General features: G+C 48.4%; 15 protein-coding genes and 1 tRNA gene. 11 read left to right on the top strand and 5 right to left on the bottom strand.

What is annotated here, in order from left to right; genetic code table 11:
• The first annotated feature begins 12 nt into the window (after nt 1-12).
• The 5 genes from ACSHX2_RS05325 (at nt 13) to ACSHX2_RS05305 (ending at nt 3,357) form a co-directional block, all read left to right on the top strand.
• Entirely contained in the window at nt 13-441 is a 429-nt protein-coding gene (locus ACSHX2_RS05325) for a hypothetical protein (RefSeq protein WP_435691311.1), read from the top strand.
• Nucleotides 441-1,688, top strand: a complete 1,248-nt coding sequence (locus ACSHX2_RS05320; RefSeq protein ID WP_435691309.1) for a hypothetical protein — start codon at nt 441-443, stop codon at nt 1,686-1,688. Before ACSHX2_RS05325 ends, ACSHX2_RS05320 begins: the two co-directional genes overlap by 1 nt.
• 202 nt (nt 1,689-1,890) lie before the next feature.
• A complete protein-coding gene (locus ACSHX2_RS05315; RefSeq protein WP_435691307.1) occupies nt 1,891-2,670 on the top strand; it encodes a peptidoglycan recognition protein family protein in 780 nt (259 codons plus the stop codon).
• 65 nt (nt 2,671-2,735) lie between these two features.
• On the top strand, nt 2,736-3,179 hold the full coding sequence (locus ACSHX2_RS05310; RefSeq protein ID WP_435691305.1) for a YkgJ family cysteine cluster protein: 444 nt from the start codon (nt 2,736-2,738) through the stop codon (nt 3,177-3,179).
• A 103-nt stretch (nt 3,180-3,282) separates the two neighbouring features.
• Nucleotides 3,283-3,357 (top strand) — tRNA-Glu (locus ACSHX2_RS05305).
• A 136-nt stretch (nt 3,358-3,493) separates the two neighbouring features.
• On the opposite strand, the gene ACSHX2_RS05300 is transcribed toward ACSHX2_RS05305, so the two are convergent.
• The 3 genes from ACSHX2_RS05300 to ACSHX2_RS05290 form a co-directional block, all read right to left on the bottom strand.
• A complete protein-coding gene (locus ACSHX2_RS05300) occupies nt 3,494-5,836 on the bottom strand; it encodes a tetratricopeptide repeat protein (protein WP_435691303.1) in 2,343 nt (780 codons plus the stop codon).
• Between the two features lie 65 nt (nt 5,837-5,901).
• The gene (locus tag ACSHX2_RS05295) at nt 5,902-6,321 is read right to left on the bottom strand and encodes an ExbD/TolR family protein (RefSeq protein ID WP_435691302.1); all 420 of its coding nucleotides are present in this window, start codon (nt 6,319-6,321) and stop codon (nt 5,902-5,904) included.
• A 36-nt stretch (nt 6,322-6,357) separates the two neighbouring features.
• Nucleotides 6,358-7,224, bottom strand: a complete 867-nt coding sequence (locus ACSHX2_RS05290) for a MotA/TolQ/ExbB proton channel family protein (RefSeq protein WP_435691300.1) — start codon at nt 7,222-7,224, stop codon at nt 6,358-6,360.
• A 191-nt stretch (nt 7,225-7,415) separates the two neighbouring features.
• Between ACSHX2_RS05290 and ACSHX2_RS05285 the strand changes: the two genes are divergently transcribed.
• Nucleotides 7,416-9,071, top strand: coding sequence for an excinuclease ABC subunit UvrC (locus tag ACSHX2_RS05285; RefSeq protein ID WP_435691298.1), 1,656 nt, complete (start codon nt 7,416-7,418; stop codon nt 9,069-9,071).
• A gap of 738 nt (nt 9,072-9,809) precedes the next feature.
• Here ACSHX2_RS05285 and ACSHX2_RS05280 read toward each other — a convergent pair.
• Nucleotides 9,810-12,122, bottom strand: coding sequence for a sulfatase-like hydrolase/transferase (locus ACSHX2_RS05280; protein WP_435691296.1), 2,313 nt, complete (start codon nt 12,120-12,122; stop codon nt 9,810-9,812).
• 246 nt (nt 12,123-12,368) lie between these two features.
• Here ACSHX2_RS05280 and ACSHX2_RS05275 point away from each other — a divergent pair, with 246 nt between their 5' ends.
• Nucleotides 12,369-12,977 (top strand): hypothetical protein, encoded by a 609-nt coding sequence (locus ACSHX2_RS05275; protein WP_435691294.1) that lies wholly within the window; start codon nt 12,369-12,371, stop codon nt 12,975-12,977.
• Between the two features lie 14 nt (nt 12,978-12,991).
• Here ACSHX2_RS05275 and ACSHX2_RS05270 read toward each other — a convergent pair whose 3' ends face one another.
• The gene (locus tag ACSHX2_RS05270) at nt 12,992-13,705 is read right to left on the bottom strand and encodes a TIGR04282 family arsenosugar biosynthesis glycosyltransferase (protein ID WP_435691292.1); all 714 of its coding nucleotides are present in this window, start codon (nt 13,703-13,705) and stop codon (nt 12,992-12,994) included.
• 170 nt (nt 13,706-13,875) lie between these two features.
• Here ACSHX2_RS05270 and murG point away from each other — a divergent pair, with 170 nt between their 5' ends.
• Genes murG through ACSHX2_RS05250 form a run of 4 tightly spaced genes read left to right on the top strand, consistent with a single transcriptional unit; the run spans nt 13,876 to nt 19,127 of the window.
• Nucleotides 13,876-14,961 carry an undecaprenyldiphospho-muramoylpentapeptide beta-N-acetylglucosaminyltransferase gene (gene murG / locus ACSHX2_RS05265; protein ID WP_435691290.1) on the top strand — a complete coding sequence of 362 codons (1,086 nt, stop codon included), beginning with the start codon at nt 13,876-13,878 and terminating at the stop codon, nt 14,959-14,961.
• A 16-nt stretch (nt 14,962-14,977) separates the two neighbouring features.
• The gene (murC, locus tag ACSHX2_RS05260; protein WP_435691288.1) at nt 14,978-17,275 is read left to right on the top strand and encodes a UDP-N-acetylmuramate--L-alanine ligase; all 2,298 of its coding nucleotides are present in this window, start codon (nt 14,978-14,980) and stop codon (nt 17,273-17,275) included.
• An 8-nt stretch (nt 17,276-17,283) separates the two neighbouring features.
• Entirely contained in the window at nt 17,284-18,201 is a 918-nt protein-coding gene (locus tag ACSHX2_RS05255) for a D-alanine--D-alanine ligase (protein ID WP_435691286.1), read from the top strand.
• Nucleotides 18,201-19,127, top strand: a complete 927-nt coding sequence (locus tag ACSHX2_RS05250; protein WP_435691284.1) for a cell division protein FtsQ/DivIB — start codon at nt 18,201-18,203, stop codon at nt 19,125-19,127. Before ACSHX2_RS05255 ends, ACSHX2_RS05250 begins: the two co-directional genes overlap by 1 nt.
• Nucleotides 19,128-19,137 lie beyond the last annotated feature (10 nt).

Here is a 19,137-nt window from a genome sequence, read left to right as displayed (position 1 = left end):
AGGAATAATCTGATGAAAAAATTATTTTTAACAATCGGTGTGGCCATTAGCTCATGGAGTTCTCTTCAAGAGAATGTAAGAGCAGAGGCTTCTCAAATGGATGTGTTCAGTGTGTATAATATTTCGGATATACTGCACGATAGAGGGGTCTATACCATGGTTCCTAAAAGTGCGGTGATGCATGTCCCGCGTGGGATGGAGAAAAAACTGATTCGAAGCGGTGAAAGCCAATATGTGAGCTTTGATCAGTTCATGATAAAGAACAGTGTCTGGGTACACAGGATGAATGTGAGTGTGAATGAAGCTACAGGGAAATCTCCCATTGATCCTATTCGGCTCGAAGGGATGAGGAAATTAGGAAAGGTAGTGATCGCAGTGCATAAAGGAGAGCCGATTTCTCTGAAGCTCACTCCAGTTGAACCCATAGCGAAAGCAAACTAATGAAAGCAGCAAAAATATCAGGCCTTATGCTCCTCTCGATTGTAGCCTCGGCATCTGCTGAGCGTACTTACAGTGCCTTCGTGCGAGAAATCACCATTGAGTCAATCAACTCTGCTCCAGCAGACCCAAGTCAATGGGTGCAGACTCAGCATGATTCCATCACCATATCAGATCAAGATACTGAACCTGTACTAGGGGACTTGGTGTCCACTTACTCTATTGGTAAAGGTCTCTGGTTCGGGCTCTATGCTGAGAACTCTAGTGGAGACATTGAGCTTGTAGCTTCCAGAATTATTGGGGCGCAGCCAAGTGCCGCGATAACCGTGACTTCGCTAGATACGGCAAGTAATGCTGGAGGCGTCTATACTGAGCCTATTACACGTGCAGATATCCCATTTACTGTGTCTATTGATGTCACGAATATTAGTGATGACTCTCTATTACAGCAGACCTCCAACGGGGTGGATGTCGTGGAGGATTTAGTAACTTTCACTGAGTATCCTCCAGCCACCAAGTATATGAAGCTTACGCGTCATGTGGAGGTGCCTGATGAGTCTGACTCTAGCGTACAGATAGAGACGCTGACTGACACTGCCTACACGCATGGTGCCGGGCAGGTTTTTTTGACCCGTACTGACGACTCTGCAGATGTGACAGCACAGTCGTATTCTGACACTCAAGTTTTGAGTGAGTTGTCTGTGGGAGTCACTGACTATACCTCCGTAAGTGGTCGAGAAATTTACAAAGCACATGTAGTCCCCGATTATTCGTGGGATGGGAGTAATATTGAGGGTACAACATTTATAGAAAATGAAGCAGTAAGTATTCGTGTGTTGCCAACGGCCTACGCCGATGACCCTGTTGATGCCAATGATCGGCCAGTTCAGGGCGAACTTTACTTCTCATTACCGAATATAGAGTGGGCCGTGAAGCAGCTTTATCCGAGAAGTGAGACACGCATCGCTCTTTATACGGGATCTGTTTCGGGAGCTGCTGTAGCTTACTCAGATACCTATTTAAATCCGTCCAACGATAATATTCAAGATTACCCATTAGTGTGGGATCTCCAGCAAGAGGGAAGTGTGGTGGATCAAGATGGAATCACCTATACTGCTGTTATAGAAACTAAGACACCAATGGACTTGGATGGTAATGGCTCAGCCGATGACTGGGAAGAATTAGGGAGAGTTTCGTTTTCGTATAATCGAGTAATTAATATCAATGCTGTCATAGTATCTGGCGAATGATTCGAATATAAATTGGTTTCTGAGAATCATGGCTTTTAGGGGGGTAATGAGCTTCAGCTCAATTGATTGTCGATATGTTGTCACTGAGGGTGATTAGTCATCTTAGATCAGTCCTAGCACATCATGTCTTGAGGCATAGGATTGCGGTTTTCCGGAAACTCACCTCGCCAAATTCCAGGAATTGTGTTAATAGTCTAGCATCATGCGCGCTCTCCTTATTCTTCTCCCACTTAGCATCTTATCCCTCGTTGCCGCATTAGTTTCCTGCTCATCTCCGTCTCCTGAGGTGGTGATGGTAAAGCCCGTTTCTGGTAACGCCCAATTAGGCTCTACAGCGACTTACGTGAGCGGAGGGGAAAGTGGGGCTTCAAAGAAACGACCTGATGATTTGCTGAAGGAGGTGAATCTTTATAAAGACTACATTCCTAAGGGTACTCATGCGCGCCAGTATCGCCGCTCGATGAATCCTCGTTATATCACCATCCATAGCACACAAAATTTTTCTACAGGAGCAGACGCTCGGAGGCATTCGTTGGCTCTTAAAAACGGAAAGTTAAGAGCTTACAAGCGCAAGGGGGGAAACCGTATTGGTTACCTTGTCTGGCATTTCACCACTGACCAGGATATGGCTATTCAGCATCTGCCGACTAATGAGCAGGGGGAGCATGCCGACTTCAGTGGTCCGGGAAACCGTTTATCGATAGGCATCGAGATGTGTGAAAACCGTGGAAATAGTCGCTCAGAGACTATTGAGCGCACGGCGAAGCTGACTGCGTATTTGATGCATGAACACCACATCCCACTAAAGAATGTCGTGCCGCATTATCATTGGGCGCGTAAAGGGCTTTCTACCCCTCACAAAAACTGTCCGCACTATCTTATGGATAATGGGAAGCCTGGAGCAAAGTGGGCATGGTTTCAGGGACGTGTGAACCACTATTATAAGCAGATTTCAGGTAATCACCGTTACGTGAGCCTTTAGGGATCGAGAGGTAGAGGCTGCTGATCGTAGCGTGAGTGGTTATTCTAGACGGTGTGAGCTGAAGTTTGCTCTTCCAATTTGATGCAGCGTGGTTACCGAGAGCTATGGAGAAGGATATTTGGTATCAATGCGATCGTTGCTTAGCCTGCTGTAAATGGCCAGGGGATGTGCGAGTGGAAGACCATGAGATTGATGCCATAGCTGGTTTCCTAGAGCTAGAGGTGGATGACTTTATTCAAAAGTATACCCGACTTCGTATGAATAGGACTGGGCTTTCTCTAATCGAGAAGGATAATCATGAATGCATCATGTTGGAGAATGGTGGCTGTAAAATTCAGTCAGTGAAGCCTTTTCAGTGTAAGGGGTTTCCGAATCGTTGGAACTTTGATGGGTGGCAAAAAGTGTGCCAAGCTAAGGCCGTGCCGATGAATGAAGCGATTAGCCTGGGCTTAGTAGAAGACGAAGACCTTTCAGCAAATCATGTTTTACGTGGGAGCGATCTACCCTAGCTAAACAGGTGTTTTCTAAAAAAAATATAAAAAGCCTAAAAAGATCTTGCGCATAACGAAGGAGTGTGGTTTTTTGCGCCCGCGCTAAGCACTAACCATATGCGTCCCGTTCGTCTAATGGTTAGGACTCCGCCCTTTCACGGCGGCAATAGGGGTTCGAATCCCCTACGGGATGCCATTTTCTATATAAGAGAATGTTTATTAAAAAAAGCTCACTGGAAACAGTGAGCTTTTTTGTTTTGATTGAGAATGGAGTTCTAATGCTCAGTGGGTATTACGCATTGGATTGGAGTAAACCGTGTCCCTCAATCGCATTATTGATTGGGGTATTTCTGCTGGAGGATTTTTTTGTAGTCGGTGGCTTCTTGGCTTTTTCCGGCCTTGGTGAGTGAGTCGATGAGTTTATCGAGGGATGCCTTGTATATGCCGAGCTCGGGGAAGTTTTCTACGATGAGAACATAGTGTTCTGCTGCGGAAGTGAAATTGCTCTGTTGGTAGGCCGTATCACCGAGTGAGAGAAGTAAGCCGGCTTTTGATTGGCCAGAGGGACGCATGGCAAGGGCTTCTTCACCAACAGCTTTTGCGTCGTCAAGCTGTTTGAGGCCAATGAGGATGTTGGTTTTATCGAGCATGGCTTCTACCTTACGCGCGTCTTCGTCTTCTAGGGTCAGGAGGTTGTCGACTGACTGGAGGGCTTGCTTAAAGTTGCCGGTTCTGAGCTGAGATTTTGCGAGTAGACGCCAGACGACAGCTGGAGTTTTCTGGGGGACACCTTTTTCGCAGCCTTTCTCAAGGTATTTGGAGGCATCTGCGTAATCGCCAGCTTTATAGCGCTGGCTGCCTAGCCATCGGTAAACTGGGAGTGGGATCTGGTCGTTGAGTTCGATGCGCTCTGCGCTGTCTAGCGCCTTTTTAAGGCCGTCCACATCTTTGAGCGTGTAGCGGGCTAGGACTAGCAGCATGGAGGTCTGCTTACCATAGGCTGCGGCATCCATCTGCTTAGCTGCCTCTAAGTGTGGGATGGCATTTTTGAAATTGTCTTGTTTAAAATAGGCGGACCCGAGCCAGTAGTGGCTGTTCGCTTTGGTGCTTTCTTCGAGCTTAGGGTAATCCTTGAGCAGGTTTTCGAGACGGTCGATGACGTCATCGTAGTTTTTGGCATCGCGCTGAATACGAGCGCTGAGCTGGAGTGCCATGGCTGCGATTTGGCTCTTTGGAGCAGAATTGATTACTTTATCAAAATCGCGGAGAGCATTGACTCGGTCTCCGAGCTCCATGTTGGCTTGACCTCGTTTAGCGTAGGCATTGAAGATACGCTTATCTTCTGGAGCTAGTTTGATGAAGTCGCCAAAGGCGTCTCGTGCACCTTCGTAGTTGTTTGTTTCGGCGAGACACCATGCTTTTTTATAGAGCATGGATGGGCGGTTTTTATCGTCGATATACTTAGGGTTGATCGCATTGTAGGCCTCTGCAGCTTCTTTATATTCTTTATCTGCGTAGAGCGATTCGGCTTTCATGAGAAGCGCTTGGTGAATGTACTTACTGGTACCACGGCCTACTGCGTAGTTTTGGACAAACTGGTCAACCATTTTGGGGATGCGCTCAGCATCGATATTATAAAGGCTGAGGAGTTTGTAATACGCGGCTTCAAAGGCTGCGTCGCTCCCTGGGGTAGAGCGTTCGACATCGAGAAAGAAGTTAATCGCTTCTGGGTAATTTTTCTTTTGGAAATAGACTTGGCCCACGATGACGCCTTGCTTGCCGAGCTGCTCTTTGTCTAACTCTACTTTGGAGGAATCAAGTTGCTTGAGCACAGCGTCAAAATCCCGCTCTTGGTAATGGAGGCCAAGTAAGGCGATGTGTGCATTAGATTTCCAAGGAGACTGCACGCCTTCGATAGTGGCTTTAAAGTGCTTCTTTGCTTTGCCGTTCTCTTTGAGAGCAGCAGCAGCGACACCGGCATGGTAGTGGGTTTCAGCGGCTAGTTCGGGAGGTTGGTTTGGAGTGAGGAAGGCTTCATAGATGGGGAGGGCCTCAGCGTATTTTTTGTCAGCTAGGAGGATGTGAGCTTGGGCAATTTTCGCCTGATTTTTGTAGGGGCTATCAATCGGGCTGTTCGCTACTTCTTCGAGAAGTGGAAGCGCGCGTTTTTGATCGTTGAGTAAGAGGTAGCATTGAGCTCGGAAGTAGACGGAGCGCAGTTTGTCTTCAGGTTTGCTGGCGTTGTCAGCTGTGAGACCAAAGAGACGTGCTGCGCGCTGGTATTGTTTCGCGTTGTAGTTCTCATAGGCTAGGCGGTAAGCGGCTGCCGCGACGTATTGACCAGTACGGAACTTCTGGATGATCTGGTCGTAGATCATGCCTGCTTGCCTCGGCATGCCTGTATTGTGGTAGCATTCAGCGAGGTAGTATGTCGCAGCCTCTGCGTGTTTGTGACGAGGGTAGGCGCGGAGGTAGTCCTCGAGGATGGGGATGGAGCGCTCGAAGAGTGCCTTCTGCTGAAACTGGTCCTGTTCTACGACTGCTGCGTCGTAAAGCTGGCGAGCACGGATGAAGTAATCACTACCCGGATCCGTTTGGAGAGTTCGCTGAGCTTGCTGCGAAAAGGCGATGGCTGGGGTAAGGGCAATACCGAGACCGAGAAAAAGTGCGCGCATAGGACGGAGTGTGGAGTGAGATGTGGAAAGTGTGAAGTGCGAAAATGAGCCTGAAAGCAAGTGTTCTACCGCTCTGGTTGAGGCTTTTGGGTGGCGAAGGAGACGTTCCAAATGCCAGCTTTACGGCAGCGATCAATGACATTCACGATAGCTTGGTATCTGGTGTCGGCATCGCCTCGGATACGAATGGGTTGGTTTTTATTCACGCGAGCGAGTCGCTCCATTTTAGCCTGGAGTTCATCGAGTGTGTAGATGGTTTTCTCCATCACGATGGTGCCATCGCTGCGAATATTAACGAGCTCTTCAAGGTATCCACGAGTGGAGGTGGCGCCTTCTTCGGCAGTGGGGACGCTGACTTCTAGCTCGGTCTCGTAGTCGGAGAGCTGGTAGGTGACGATGAAGAAAATCAACAGTAAGAAGACCACGTCGATCATCGGCGCGAGCTGAAAGCCTGCTGGAGGCGGCTGGTTGTTACGAAATTTCATTTCTTCTGTGGGAAATGTGAACTGCTGTAAGCGAGTTTAAATGCCTTCAACGTCTGGACGAGTGGCATCGATAGGTGAAGGTACGGATTGTCCTTGGCGGCTAGTAAAAGCGAACTCTTCTTCTACAGTGCCGGTCTGAGCTTCAGTGTCGGCATAAACAGGTGTCGGTGTGGCACCTCTCCCTTTATTGTATTGAGCAGAAAGAATAGCCATGAGGTGGGTAGATGCAGCTTCGAGCTCGGCAATATATTTTTGTACTCGGCCTCGGAAAATTGAGTAGAAGATGAGTGCTACGATGCCGATGACAAGGCCGGATGCCGTGGTGATGAGAGCTTCTGACACGCCGCCCGCGAGTTCCATTTGTTTCACACCTTCGAAGTTGCCGGCTGAGATCTGATAGAATGATTTGATCATGCCGATGACGGTGCCGAGTAGGCCGATCATGGGCGCGATGGCACCAATGTCTGAAAGGTAGGAGATACGCTGGGTGAGGATGCCAGCCTGGCGGGAGCCTTCGGCTTCAGCGACTTCACGCACTTCTTTAAAAGAGACCCCAGAGTTTTGGGTCATGAAATCGAGGGATTTTTCGGCAACGCGTGAAATGGATTTATTCTCGCGGTGGCACTGTGCTACGAGACCGAGGTAGTCGCGTTTACGGATCATGGCCTCTGCTTGACTCATGAAGCGGTCACTGACCACAGAGTTACGACGGATGGTAATGAAGTAGAAAAAGACTAGAACCAATGTCATGATCGAAATCAGTGCCAATGGGTACATGACAATACCGCCCTTATCGACGACTAGGTCGTAGACGTCGAGTTCGACTGGGGCTTTCGGGGCTGCCTCCTGCGCTTGTGCGCTGATGGTAAGGAGGCTGAGAAAAGTGAAAATGTACTTCATCATTATGTGTGGAGTGTAGCGAGGCTTACGGTTGGTGCAAGTGCGGGCTTACCCACAGCGCCAGAGTATTTCGAGAGTAGTGGGTAATTCCCTGGATGAGTTTGAAAGCAAGTTGCTGGATAGTTTATGTGAGTGGCTGGATAGTTTATGTGAGTGGCTGGATAGTTTATGTGAGTGGCTGAGGAACTTAGCGGATGAGACTTCACATTTCACCAGTTGCCCAAATTTCAGTTGGCTGTATGCTGAGTATACGTTCACGGGAGATGCTGTCTTTCGTGAGAGGTGAGATGATGGATAAGAAGCCAAATTTTCGTGAGCGCATGCGCCAGATGACTACCGAGCCGGGAGTCTATCTGATGAAAGACCGTATCGGGAACACAATCTATGTGGGGAAGGCGAAGAACTTGAAGAAGCGGCTCTCGAGTTATTTTATGCCGTCGCGCAAGGTGAAGGCTGACTTAAAGACACGGTCATTGATCGAGTCGATCTGGGGTTTTGAGACTCACGCGGTAAGAAACGAAGAAGAAGCGCTGATTCTAGAGAGTAAACTGATTAAGCAATATCGGCCGCGGTATAATGTCAGTTTGCGCGACGATAAACGATTTTGGCTGGTGAAGGTGCAACTGCGCTTGGAGTTGCCGAAGTTTGAGCTGACGCGGCTTCGTAAGGAAGATGGGGCGAAATACTTTGGCCCGTTTGTGCATTCAGGTGCGTTGAAGGCTACTCTAGAGTGGTTAAATAATGAGTTTGGCCTGAGGACATGCGGTCAAAAATCTCCAGGGGCGCACGAGTATAAGCATTGTCATGCCGATGTGATAGCCAACTGTTCTGCGCCCTGTGTTGGGAAAGTGAGCATTGAGGAGTATCGTGCAAGGGTGATGGAGGCTGTGGATTTTCTGGACGGTAAAGGGAAGCGCTCTCGTTTTTCTGATTTACGGGAGCAGATGCAGACGGCGGCGGAGAAAATGGATTTTGAAAAAGCCGCAAGCTTACGCGATGTGATTCAAAACCTGGAGAAAACGCTCAGTCCTGCACGGCAGTTTTCACGCGGTAGGGGGGTGCCGACGACGGTAAAGCCTGTAGAGGATTTAGCGGAACTAGGCGATTACTTAGGATTGGCTAGGGCTCCTGTGGTGATGGAGTGTTTTGATATTTCAAATGTGAGTAGTACCCACATTGTGGCGTCTATGGTGCGTTTTCTTGAGGGAGCTCCGGATAATCAGAACTACAGGCGTTACCGGATGAAGACGGTCACTACTCAGGATGATTTCGCAAGTATGGCGGAGGTGGTGCGTAGGCGTTATAGTCGGATCGTGATGGAAGCACAGAAGGCCAATCAAGATTTTTTCGAAAGTAATCAAGAGCCACTTGTTCAAGCGCTGCACCGTCTAGGTGATGAGGGACTGGCGCCCATACGTTTGCCTGACTTAGTAATTGTTGATGGTGGTAAAGGTCAGCTTTCAGCCGCCTATGCAGAGCTGAAGGTTTTAGGCTTAGGTGAGCTTCCCATCGTTGGTTTAGCAAAGCAGCATGAGGAGATTTTCTTTCCAGGGGAGAGTGAATCATTACGGATCGACCACAGCCAAGGGTCTCTAAAGCTGATGCAGCGGATCCGTGACGAAGCGCACCGATACGCCAATAATTATAATGAATTATTGCTAAGGAAGCGAATGAGCGAGAGCTTATTAGATGATGTCCCAGGGATGTCTGAGCTGCGTAAGCGGGCATTGTTGACGCATTTTGGGTCGATCACTGAGGTCAAGAAAGCGAGTGAACGGGAGCTTCAGCAAGTGAGCGGTATTGGGCCGAAATCGGCGGAGCGGATAGCTGCGTGGTTCTCAGCTCATTAGAAAGAATACACAAGAATATGAATATCAAATCCCTTATGTCATCAGGGGTGTGAGTTATATTTGCGCGATGGCTATTTCAGCCGCGGCGGCAATGGCTAGTGACCAGTAGGTGATTAATGCACCACTTCAAAAAATGTCTCCGGAAATGCTTATTCCGATTCCCGAACCGTCTATTGCTGCGATGGTGGGTTTACTCTGATTAGGCTTAAGTTTTCGAAATAGGAAATGATTCTTAAGTAAATTTGATCAACCCTCATGCTTACGTTGCGGGGGCTTTTTCTTTGCTGGCACAACGGAAAGTGGGCTAACAGTTAGCAATACTTGGATTCACGATTGTACGTATCTTTTGAAGATGTGTATTTTGTAATACTACTTTCAGAGCCGTTTTTTTAGGATGAAGGACCTTAGGGGTCGCGGTGATGAAGCAGCCACACAGAATTAGATGATGAGACTAAAATCCCCTTATAGAGTCACGGCCCAAACCATGGGTCCCCCCAAGTATGAACGATTAGCGTCAGATGTAATAGACGTTGAAGAAAACCAAGCAGGGGGGGCAGACCGGCTTGTTATCGAGCAATCTAGTTCTACTCGACCAGGTGAGATCCCGACTATTGCTATGCCTAGGCAGGAGGCAGAGCCTAGCTTGACGAGTTTAGCTTTAGTTCTTCACCGGATATGACCTCTAAAAATCATGTAGTAATGAGCAGTCCTCTGTTTCGTTAGAAGCAGGGGGCTTTTTTACTTGGGGGTTAACTCAAACTTGGTGAAGAAGCGAGTAATCCCATCAGGAAAAAATTCCTCAAGAGCATTGGCGTAGTCTTCCGGAGAATCGAGTATGATATCGCCATGTGGACCCACGAAACGGGTGAGAGTGAGAGTGTCGCTTTGGCGACCATTAAAATACTGAGGCCATGTGAAATAAGCTTTGAAGCCATCGCGAGTGAGGAGCATGGCTTCCTTCGTGAGTCCGCCTTGTGCTGTGGTTGATATGGATGTGTGTGGCTCTTGCTGGCTAAGAAGAGATACTCCAGCGGTGTCAATGGGGAGACTGCCTCCGTGGAGGTATTCGAAGAGGCTGGGCATGAGGTCGAGGTGGTTTGCCTCGGATATTTCTGGGCCACGTCCCATGCTTTTGGGCCATTTAATTAGCATCGGAGACTGTACTTGTTCGTCTTCCAGCGAGGAAACGTGGAGCCAGCCACCGTGCTCTTGAAACTCTTCTCCGTGATCTCCCATGAAAATCACTATAGAGTCATCGTATTTACCTATTTTTTTGAGGTGTTCGCAGAAGTCTTTGGCTAGATGATCACCCCAAGCGAGAGCGTTGAAGTACTGATTTTTAATCAAGCGCGTGTCTTCTTCTGTGGGAGAAGATGGGAAAAAAGCGTGTTCGTAGTAATCTGGAAATGGAATATCAAAATCAGGGTGCCAGCTGTATTTGAAGTGCGGTGAGTCGATTGTGCTAATAGTAAAATGACCGCCTGGAGTTTGTTCGCTGATCTGTTTTTTGAGGTCTTCAAATACTATCACTTCACGTTCCGGGTAGCTCAGTCCAAAGGTAGCATCTCCTTCGACGCATTCACGTATCACGCTGAATGGCGTTTTTCCGTAGCCTATGAAATGGCAGCCCATGTCGCGAAATTCTAGGCTCTTTGCTGTGTGGATTTGGAGGTCGTAGCCCGAGTTTTTGAGGAGATGAAAGACGTCGAGGCCTGGCCATTGCTTGGCATGGGCAACATCGCGACTGTGCTCGCGCGCTGTAGCCACGCGGCTGGTGAAGGTGCTGAACCAGCTGAGATGAGTGCCATTGGACGCAGTCCATGTGTGGTCAATAGGCTGGGCTTCATTTTGAGCAAATTCGTAGAGGAAGGGCGTGATCTCAGAGAGTAAGGCATCCTGTCTGAATGATTCAATGAAGATGAGGTAGATGTCAGGCTTATGCTTAAATTCTATGGATTCGTGTTGTGTCTGCCAATGGTGCTGTCTGAACTCGACATCAAAATGGGCAACTCCATTTTCCGGACGTATCGGGGAGAGCTGGAGGCCGAATTCCTGGTATTCTTGCATCCAATTGCGACGCGATTTCCAGCTCATCCCAATTGCTTGCTCGATGGTGGCGCCGGTGAATCCTAGGACGATGAGTAAACTCATCCACATGGGCGCGAATTTCCACTTGCTGCCAAGTTTTGAGCACAAATAGGTAATACCGCAGAAGAGTAGAATAGTCCCACTGATGATGCCGAGGAGGCTTACAATGCTGAGGTCTACACCGCCGCCTCTAAGTTCACGGTCGAAGTTGAGTATCCCATCTGTCCCTAAGTTATTGAGGAAGAATAGGAAAGTTTGGTTCCAGAAACTGTGCATCACCAGATCGAGTACTATTGTGATAGGGGCGATGGAGATGATGGCCCAAATCCATGGGCGACTCCACCGCGGGCCGTTTTCAATCGAAAGCTGGATGATAAAATAGAGGATTCCAGTCAGTGCAAGTTGTGTGCACATGCGGTTGATGATGAGGCTGAACTTATGCATCGGTTCGAGCTCTTGCATGGCGTTTATCAGAGTGATGTTGTGCCAGGCTAGAAGGGAGTAGAGCGCTAGGAAAAAGGGACCGTTCGATGCTTGTGGGTGCTTGAGCCATTGCCAAATCTTGGATAGTTCGGTGCGTTTGGGGGCTGGGTGGTGAGAAATACGGATCGCGCCGAAGAGTACAATGGCTAATAGCGTGGCAGCCACGAGGAGGTACGCCCAACTAGAGAGAATGCCGAAATAGCCAAGGGCGATGATGACCCACAAACCGAACAGTGAGGTGAGCATCCAAGTTTTAGCTTTGTGTTGGATGAAGTCTCCAGAGCTGAGCCAGCGTGATAGCCCTCCCCAGATAGTGGAGCCTATAGCGGCTGAAATGAGCACGATGAGTACATGCGTACCGAAATTGTTTTCTCCTAGGTAGGGGGAAATTTCTCCATAGCTGTGATGCATGAAAAATGGCAGGACGCCAAAAAGTAAGCCGCTAAGCCAAAGTAGAGAGTGGAGAATTTTGTAGGGCATTATTCTTTTGGGTGTGGAGCCCCTTGTGCCCTTTAAAAGAGGATGTTCAAGAAGTTTGTCAAAAATGTCACCTGCTCTCGTTGTCGGCGCTTAATGAAAGAAAAGAGCTAAACATATAAGGATTCCTGGAAGTGCTTAATGTTAGTGTAATGTATAATTGGATGATATCTTATTGTGGTCTTCATGGTTGTTGACTGTTATCTGTTTGTGTGGTCTTATGGTTTGATTGATACCCCCCCTAATGTCATGCAGTATTTTTATGATCTATCTCTCTTAGATGTGCGAGGTGAGCTCGCTTCAGCGATTACAATTTTGTACCACGGCGAGGAAACTGGAGCCTTCAGTGGCAAGGTGACTAGCAAAACAACCGACCTCAAGAAGCTCTATGCTATCGAGATTGACCTAACAATGTATGCGATCCAGAACGATGGCGTGCATTCGTACTCGTTAATGCTCTTTGAAAAGGGGTGGAAAGAAGGTGTGTGGAAGAAGAAGTTGCTAGAGAAAAAAAGGTCTCTAGAGAGGATCACCACCAGGGTGAAGCTCAGTGCGAAAATGACGACTAATCCACCACACGAGCACCATCTATCCACCGCTTCTAATCGCTATATAGACTTTGCTCCGTACCCTGAATTAGCTGTCGGTCATAATGTTCCAGATGCTTATGTGCGAGAGTTTAATCAGCGTTTTGAAGGCTACTTGATGCGTAGCGAGCGCTCATTTGAGGACGTGCGAGCACTATTGAAGTCCTACGACTTGTCTGACCCTATTGACCATAGTTACGAGGATGTAGGAACGCGTGCCGCTGTTAAAATGGCAGCTTACAGTTTAGAGGACCAACATGCTGTCGCCTAGAGGCGAGATAGGGTCTATGGATTGACTTTTTTGAGAGCGGCTTTCAGTTTTCCTCCAATGGCTGATTCCATCACGCTGTCCCAGTTTTGTTCGTCATGGATATGAACGAGGGGCGGGAGTTTGATTAATTCAAGTGAGGCGTCTTTAATCGCCTTTTTTGTGGCTTCAAGTGTTTCGCTGCTGTTCCATGGAATGCCATCGAAAAACTTCGGTGCCGCTTTAGCTGTTGAAATAAGATAGAACCCATTGCTCTCGTTTGGTCCGATTACGCAGGTGTTTGTTTTTGTTTGCAGGAATGCGGCATTGATCCAGCGTGCGCCACAGTGGATACAGTTGGAGCCAATTACTGCGACTTTTTTATATCCCTCACTGAAGGCTTGATTAGTAGCCCTCTGTAACTTTTCTCCTAAATCACCATCTCCTTGTGGTTTAAAATCGATGGTGAAGGGGGGGGCATTTTTCTTTGGGGTAAAAATGAAGTCACTACTGCGCTTGATGACTTCACCGCGCAGTTCTGGGAGTAGCCAGAATGTCACCGCTTCTCCAGAATCATCTGGAGTGTGGCAAAATCGAACATGGGTGTTGGAGAGCCCTTCGAGCTGTTCTAGTAAGACATTCACCATGGCCTTGTAGCGACGTGCTGCTTCGTCATCTCCGGTGCTCGCGGCAAGCCGTGTCTTAACTTTACCGGCGATAGGTTCTTTGAGGAAAATGAGTAGGGCGTTCATTGTAAAAAAATGGGTGGGTTGATCATGGGAGTAGCGTGAACCTATCACAGAACTTGTTTGAATCTAGCAGCTAGATTTTCAATTTAGAGGGGATGTTTTACGCTCTCTCGAAATGGTGGTAAATTTTCTTGAGTTTGTAGGTGCGCTGACGATGCTGTCGGACGCAGATCATGGAGAGTAAAAAGAAGGTAGTTATCGCATGCGGAGGAACGGGAGGTCACCTATTCCCGGGAGTCGCTGTCGCCCAGGAAATGAAACGTCGTGGACATGATGTACGCCTTCTAATTTCTGAGAAGAAAGTGGATGCCGAGGCGTCTGCTAAATATGGTGATTTAGCTTTTGATACAGTCCCGGCTGTAGCGAAGCCAGCCACGCTGTCACCGAAGATGATTCCTTTTCTATGGAAGCTTTGGAAAACGACAAACAAGTGCAAGGCTCTGTTGAGGGGTTTCGAAGCGGATGCGGTGATTGGTATGGGAGGCTTCACGTCATTACCTCCAGTCATAGCGGGCAAGAAGATGGGAGCGCTTACGTTTGTGCACGACTCGAATGCAGTTCCAGGGAGAGCAAACCGCCTAACGGCGAAGTGGTGTGACAAAGTCCTATTGGGAATGGAGCAGGCACGGGCATATTTCCCGCATTCAGTAGTAGAAATTACAGGCACTCCAGTGCGGGAGGAAATTCATTCTCTGCCAAGTCGAGATGAAGCTTCGAAAAAATTAGGTTTAGACCCAGATCTGAAAACCGTCTTAGTGATGGGGGGGAGTCAGGGCGCGAAGCAGTTGAATAGCTTAGTGGTCGAAGCTTCGAAGGCGATGCCGGCTGTGCAGTTTATTCACATCACAGGCAATTTTGATTATGATCGCGTGATGACTGAGCTTGGTGATGACTCACCGAGTCACCATTTGATTAAATTTTGTGATGATATGGCGAGTGTGTACGCGATGACAGACCTCGCGATCATACGCTCTGGCGCCTCGAGTTTGAGTGAGATTTCGTATCTTGGTCTAGCATCGATCTTAGTGCCGTATCCATATGCTGCGGATGATCACCAAACGAAGAATGCTGAAGTTTTTGAACAAGCAGAGGCTGCAGTTCTTAGACAGGAAGTGGATCTTGATGCTGGAGTGTTAGTGGCAGATGTGACTTCAATTCTAGGAGAGACTGAAAAGTTAGTGAATATGAGTGCCGCGTCAGCTTCTCTAGGAGTGAAAGATGCTGCCACTCGTGTGTGCGCGATGGTGGAGAATGGTTAAGAATTTTTAAAAGGATATGAAGGGTTTTACAGAGAGATTGATGAGGCAAGACGAGCCGATGCGCGTGCACTTAATCGGTGTGGCGGGATCAGGAATGAGTGGTTTGGCTTCTCTGCTGTTAGGTATGGGGCACAAGGTGAGTGGTTGTGATCGTGTGACGAGTGCAGAAACCGGAAGGCTACAGCGTGCTGGATTGCAATTTCATAGCCCACATAGCGCCCACTCGGTCGAAGACGCGGAGGTTGTCGTTTATTCCTCAGCGATTCGTGATGAAAATGTGGCTCTAGCAGCGGCTAGGGAGCTGGGTATTCCTGCTGTTCGTCGAGCCGAGTGTCTCGCCGCGATTTTAGCTACAAAAGATGGAGTTGTAATTTCTGGTACTCATGGGAAGACCACTACTTCCGCGATGAGTGCGCATATTCTTCGTCGTGGAGCTGTTCACCCTTCTCATTATGTAGGTGCTGAAATTCCGGTGCTAGGAGTCAATGCGCATTGGGACCCAACTGGTTCGTTGATGGTCGCTGAAGGCGACGAAAGTGATGGCACGCTAGCTCTTTACCAGCCGAAGCACAGTATTGTTTTAAATGTGGAAGAGGAGCATCTCGACTTCTACAGTGGCATTGGCCATATCAAGGAGGTTTTCACTACCTTGTTAGACCGGACTTCCGGAAGTGTTATTTACTGTAAGGAATGCCCTGTTGCTACTGAGCTCTGCGCTGAGAGAGACGGATCTATTTCATATGGTTGGAGTGACGCAGACTTTGTCGCTGAGAATGTGATGGAACACGGGGGGGTGGTTTCCTTTGATGTGAAAAAACAAGGTGTTTGGATAGGTTCTGTGGAGCTCGGTGTTCCAGGGCGCCACAATGCTTTAAACTCTCTCGCCGCGATAGCTCTAGCAACTGAGTGCGGTGTGGCATTTAGCCATATTTCTCATGCTCTTTCCACTTTCGCTGGGGCGCGTCGCCGCTTTGAGACGAAGTACCTCAGCTCTCGGCTTCGTATAATCGATGACTATGGACATCACCCTACAGAGTTGGCCGCGACATTGCAGACTGCTAGATCGTTGAACCCGAAGCGGATCGTTGTTCTTTTTCAACCACATCGCTACTCACGGACGCAGAAGTTAGCAGATGATTTCGGCAAGGTGCTACAAGGTGCCGACCGAGTTTTTGTGACTGATGTGTACCCGGCGTCCGAGCTTCCAATCGAAGGTGTGACTGGGCAGACAATTGTCGATGCCGTGCACGCGAATGGCAATGTTAGAGCTGAAGTGGTAGGGCAAGTTGCTCAAGCGCACTATGTGGTGGGTAACTCCTTACGAGAGGGGGACATGTTAATTACTCTAGGAGCTGGTAATATTCACGAAGCAGGCACCAAGATCGCGAGAGATCAGAAGGTCGTAGAAGATCTGATGAATGAGTGTGGAGGAGGTAATTCTAAGGTGTCTCTGTATGAAGCCATGCGGAAACATACGACAATGTTAGTCGGTGGGCCTGCACAGTTCTGGGTGGAGCCTGGGACGTTTGATTGTTTCTCTAAAGTGGTAAAGTATTGCCGTGAGCGCGGTATCCCCGTGCGTGTGATCGGTCGTGGTTCTAATTTGTTAGTTCGCGACGGGGGTATACGCGGTGTGACGGTTCATCCATCCAAGGGGGCATTTGGTGAGGTTACGGTGGACGGAGACACTATCACTGCTGGGGCTGGTGTTCGCTTCAAGAAGCTAGCAAGCATTGCTCAGAAATCTGGTCTTACTGGCTTTGAGTGGATGGAGGGTATTCCGGGGAATGTCGGAGGCGGCTTGCGGATGAATGCTGGGGCGATGGGGACGGAGACGTTTGATCAAGTACTGGAAGTGACTTTTCTCGATGGTGATGGAGTGATCCGTACTCGCTCTCGTGAGGAGGTCGAGTCCCACTACCGTAATGTGCCAGAGTTACGCCGTAACTTCGCTCTGAGCGCTAAGTTTAAAGGGGTAAAGGCTTCAGCTGAAGATATTAAGCTCGGTATGGAAATCTCCATGCAGAAGCGCCGCAGCTCACAGCCACTCGCTGCGAGTGCTGGATGTATTTTTAAAAACCCGGAACAAATGCCAGCGGGGATGTTAGTCGATACGCTTGGCTTTAAGGGCGTTTCCGTGGGTAAAGCCCGAGTTTCACTGGAGCATGGAAATTTTATTGTAAACGATGGCAAGGCTAGTGCTAGTGAAGTACTCGAATTGATTGAAAAAATCCGGGCCCAAGCGCTTGCTGAAAAAGGTGTTGAGCTTGAGACTGAGGTTCAGATCATTGGTGAAGATGAATATGTTTTCTAATAACGGATATGAATAAGGAGATTAAAATTGCAGTTGCTATGGGTGGTCCTGGTTCGGAGCACAAGGTTTCAATCGCTACCGGCCAAGCAGTGCTTAAGGCGTTGTTAGACGAAGGTTGTGATGCGGTCGAATTAGTGATCGACACTCCTGAGGTGATCGCTCCTGAGGGAGTGGGCTTGGTGTTCAATACCATTCATGGGACTTTCGGTGAAGATGGCGAATTTCAGACACAGCTCGAGGCTCAAGGAGTCTCCTACACTGGGGCTGGTGCTGTTTCTAGCTTGCTGGCTTTCGATAAAGTGGCGAGTAAGAAGCGCTTTATAGAAAAAGGAGTTCCGACTCCAGCATCAGAGACTGTTGACTGTAGCGCAGGTGTGCAAATGCCCCAAATGCCACTTCCTTATGTAGTGAAACCGCCACGTGAAGGATCCAGTGTTGGTGTTCATATCGTTCATACGGAAGAGGAAGCTAAAGCCGCAATGGCTGATGCAGCTCAATATGGTGATGAGGTTTTAGTAGAACAGTTTGTGGAGGGTAAGGAGCTCACTGTGGGGATCGTGGATGGGGAAGTTTTTCCGATCGTCCATATTGCACCGCGCAGTGGATTCTATGATATGTCTAATAAGTACCCGTGGATGACTGGCGAGGGTGGGACTGATTATTACTGTCCTGCTGATCTCGGCGAGGAACTCACACAGACGGTGAAAGATGCAGCTTTAGCCGCGCACCGAGCATTGGGTGTTGAAGTCTACTCCCGAGTTGATGTACTGTTGGACTCCGATGGGAATCCCTATGTGTTAGAAGCTAATACTATCCCGGGGATGACCGAAAGTAGCCTTCTACCAAAAGCAGCGAAAGAAGCGGGTTACTCTTTCGGTAAACTTTGTTTGAAGATTGCAGAAGTCTCGCTGAATACCCCACGCTAATGTTTAAACGCAAGAAAACGAATACACGCTACACGCGCGCGAAACAGGACCGCATACTCCACTTGCAGGTAAGTTCTCCGCGTATCGTGATGTTTCAGTCGCTTCGTGCGATGCGTGGCGTTTTCAAGCTAGCATTGATTCTAACGCTGTTAGGAGTGGGTGGGGTATATAGCTATAACTATATTCAAAACCATTTTCTTACGAGTCCTGAGTTTTCACTTAGGCATCTTGAACTGAAGACAAATGGCTATTTGAATGAGAGTGAGGTCGCGAAGATTGCTCAGATCGATCCAAGTGGCACGGTCTTCTCTTTTGATATTGATGAAGCAGAAGAGCGTTTGATCGCACGACCTGAGATTGTTACTGCTGCGATTGAACGTCGTCTCCCAGATACTGTGAAGGTAACGCTAACGGAGCGTGTGCCAGTGGCATGGGTGGCGTGTCCTAAATTAGCGATGTCTGGCCGCAACCCTCTATCAGGAATTTTGATGGATGCTGAGGGTGTTATTTTCAAGTGCCAGGGGAATCTCTGGGAAGTGGCGCGCAACCTCCCTGTCATAGAAATCCAAGATGCTGTAAAAGAGGAGTTTCAGTTGGGGCTGCAAATGACGCATAAGGAAGCTGAGCGTGCTCTTTCCTTGGTTAATCTGATCAACGATAAAGTTCAAGGTGAGTGGGATGTGAAGCGAGTGGCTGTGGTTAATTTTTATAGTCTACAAGTCACTAGCAATGATGATGTGGAAGCGACATTTGGGATGTACGATCATGAAAGACAACTCAGTGACCTAGTTGCTGCACGCCGACACTCAGCAGATACGGGCCGCGAGCTTTCATGGATTAATTTGCTGCCCAAGCATAATATCCCTGGAAAATTTAAAGAACCGACGTCTATTTCGGACGACGGACTAACAAGTGTTAACGACTGAAGAGTTGTGA

Source organism: Rubritalea sp., assembly GCF_051252225.1.
Classification (GTDB): Bacteria; Verrucomicrobiota; Verrucomicrobiia; order Verrucomicrobiales; family Akkermansiaceae; genus Rubritalea.
Note: the sequence above shows the minus strand (reverse complement) of the source record. Positions and strands in the feature narration are given on the sequence as shown.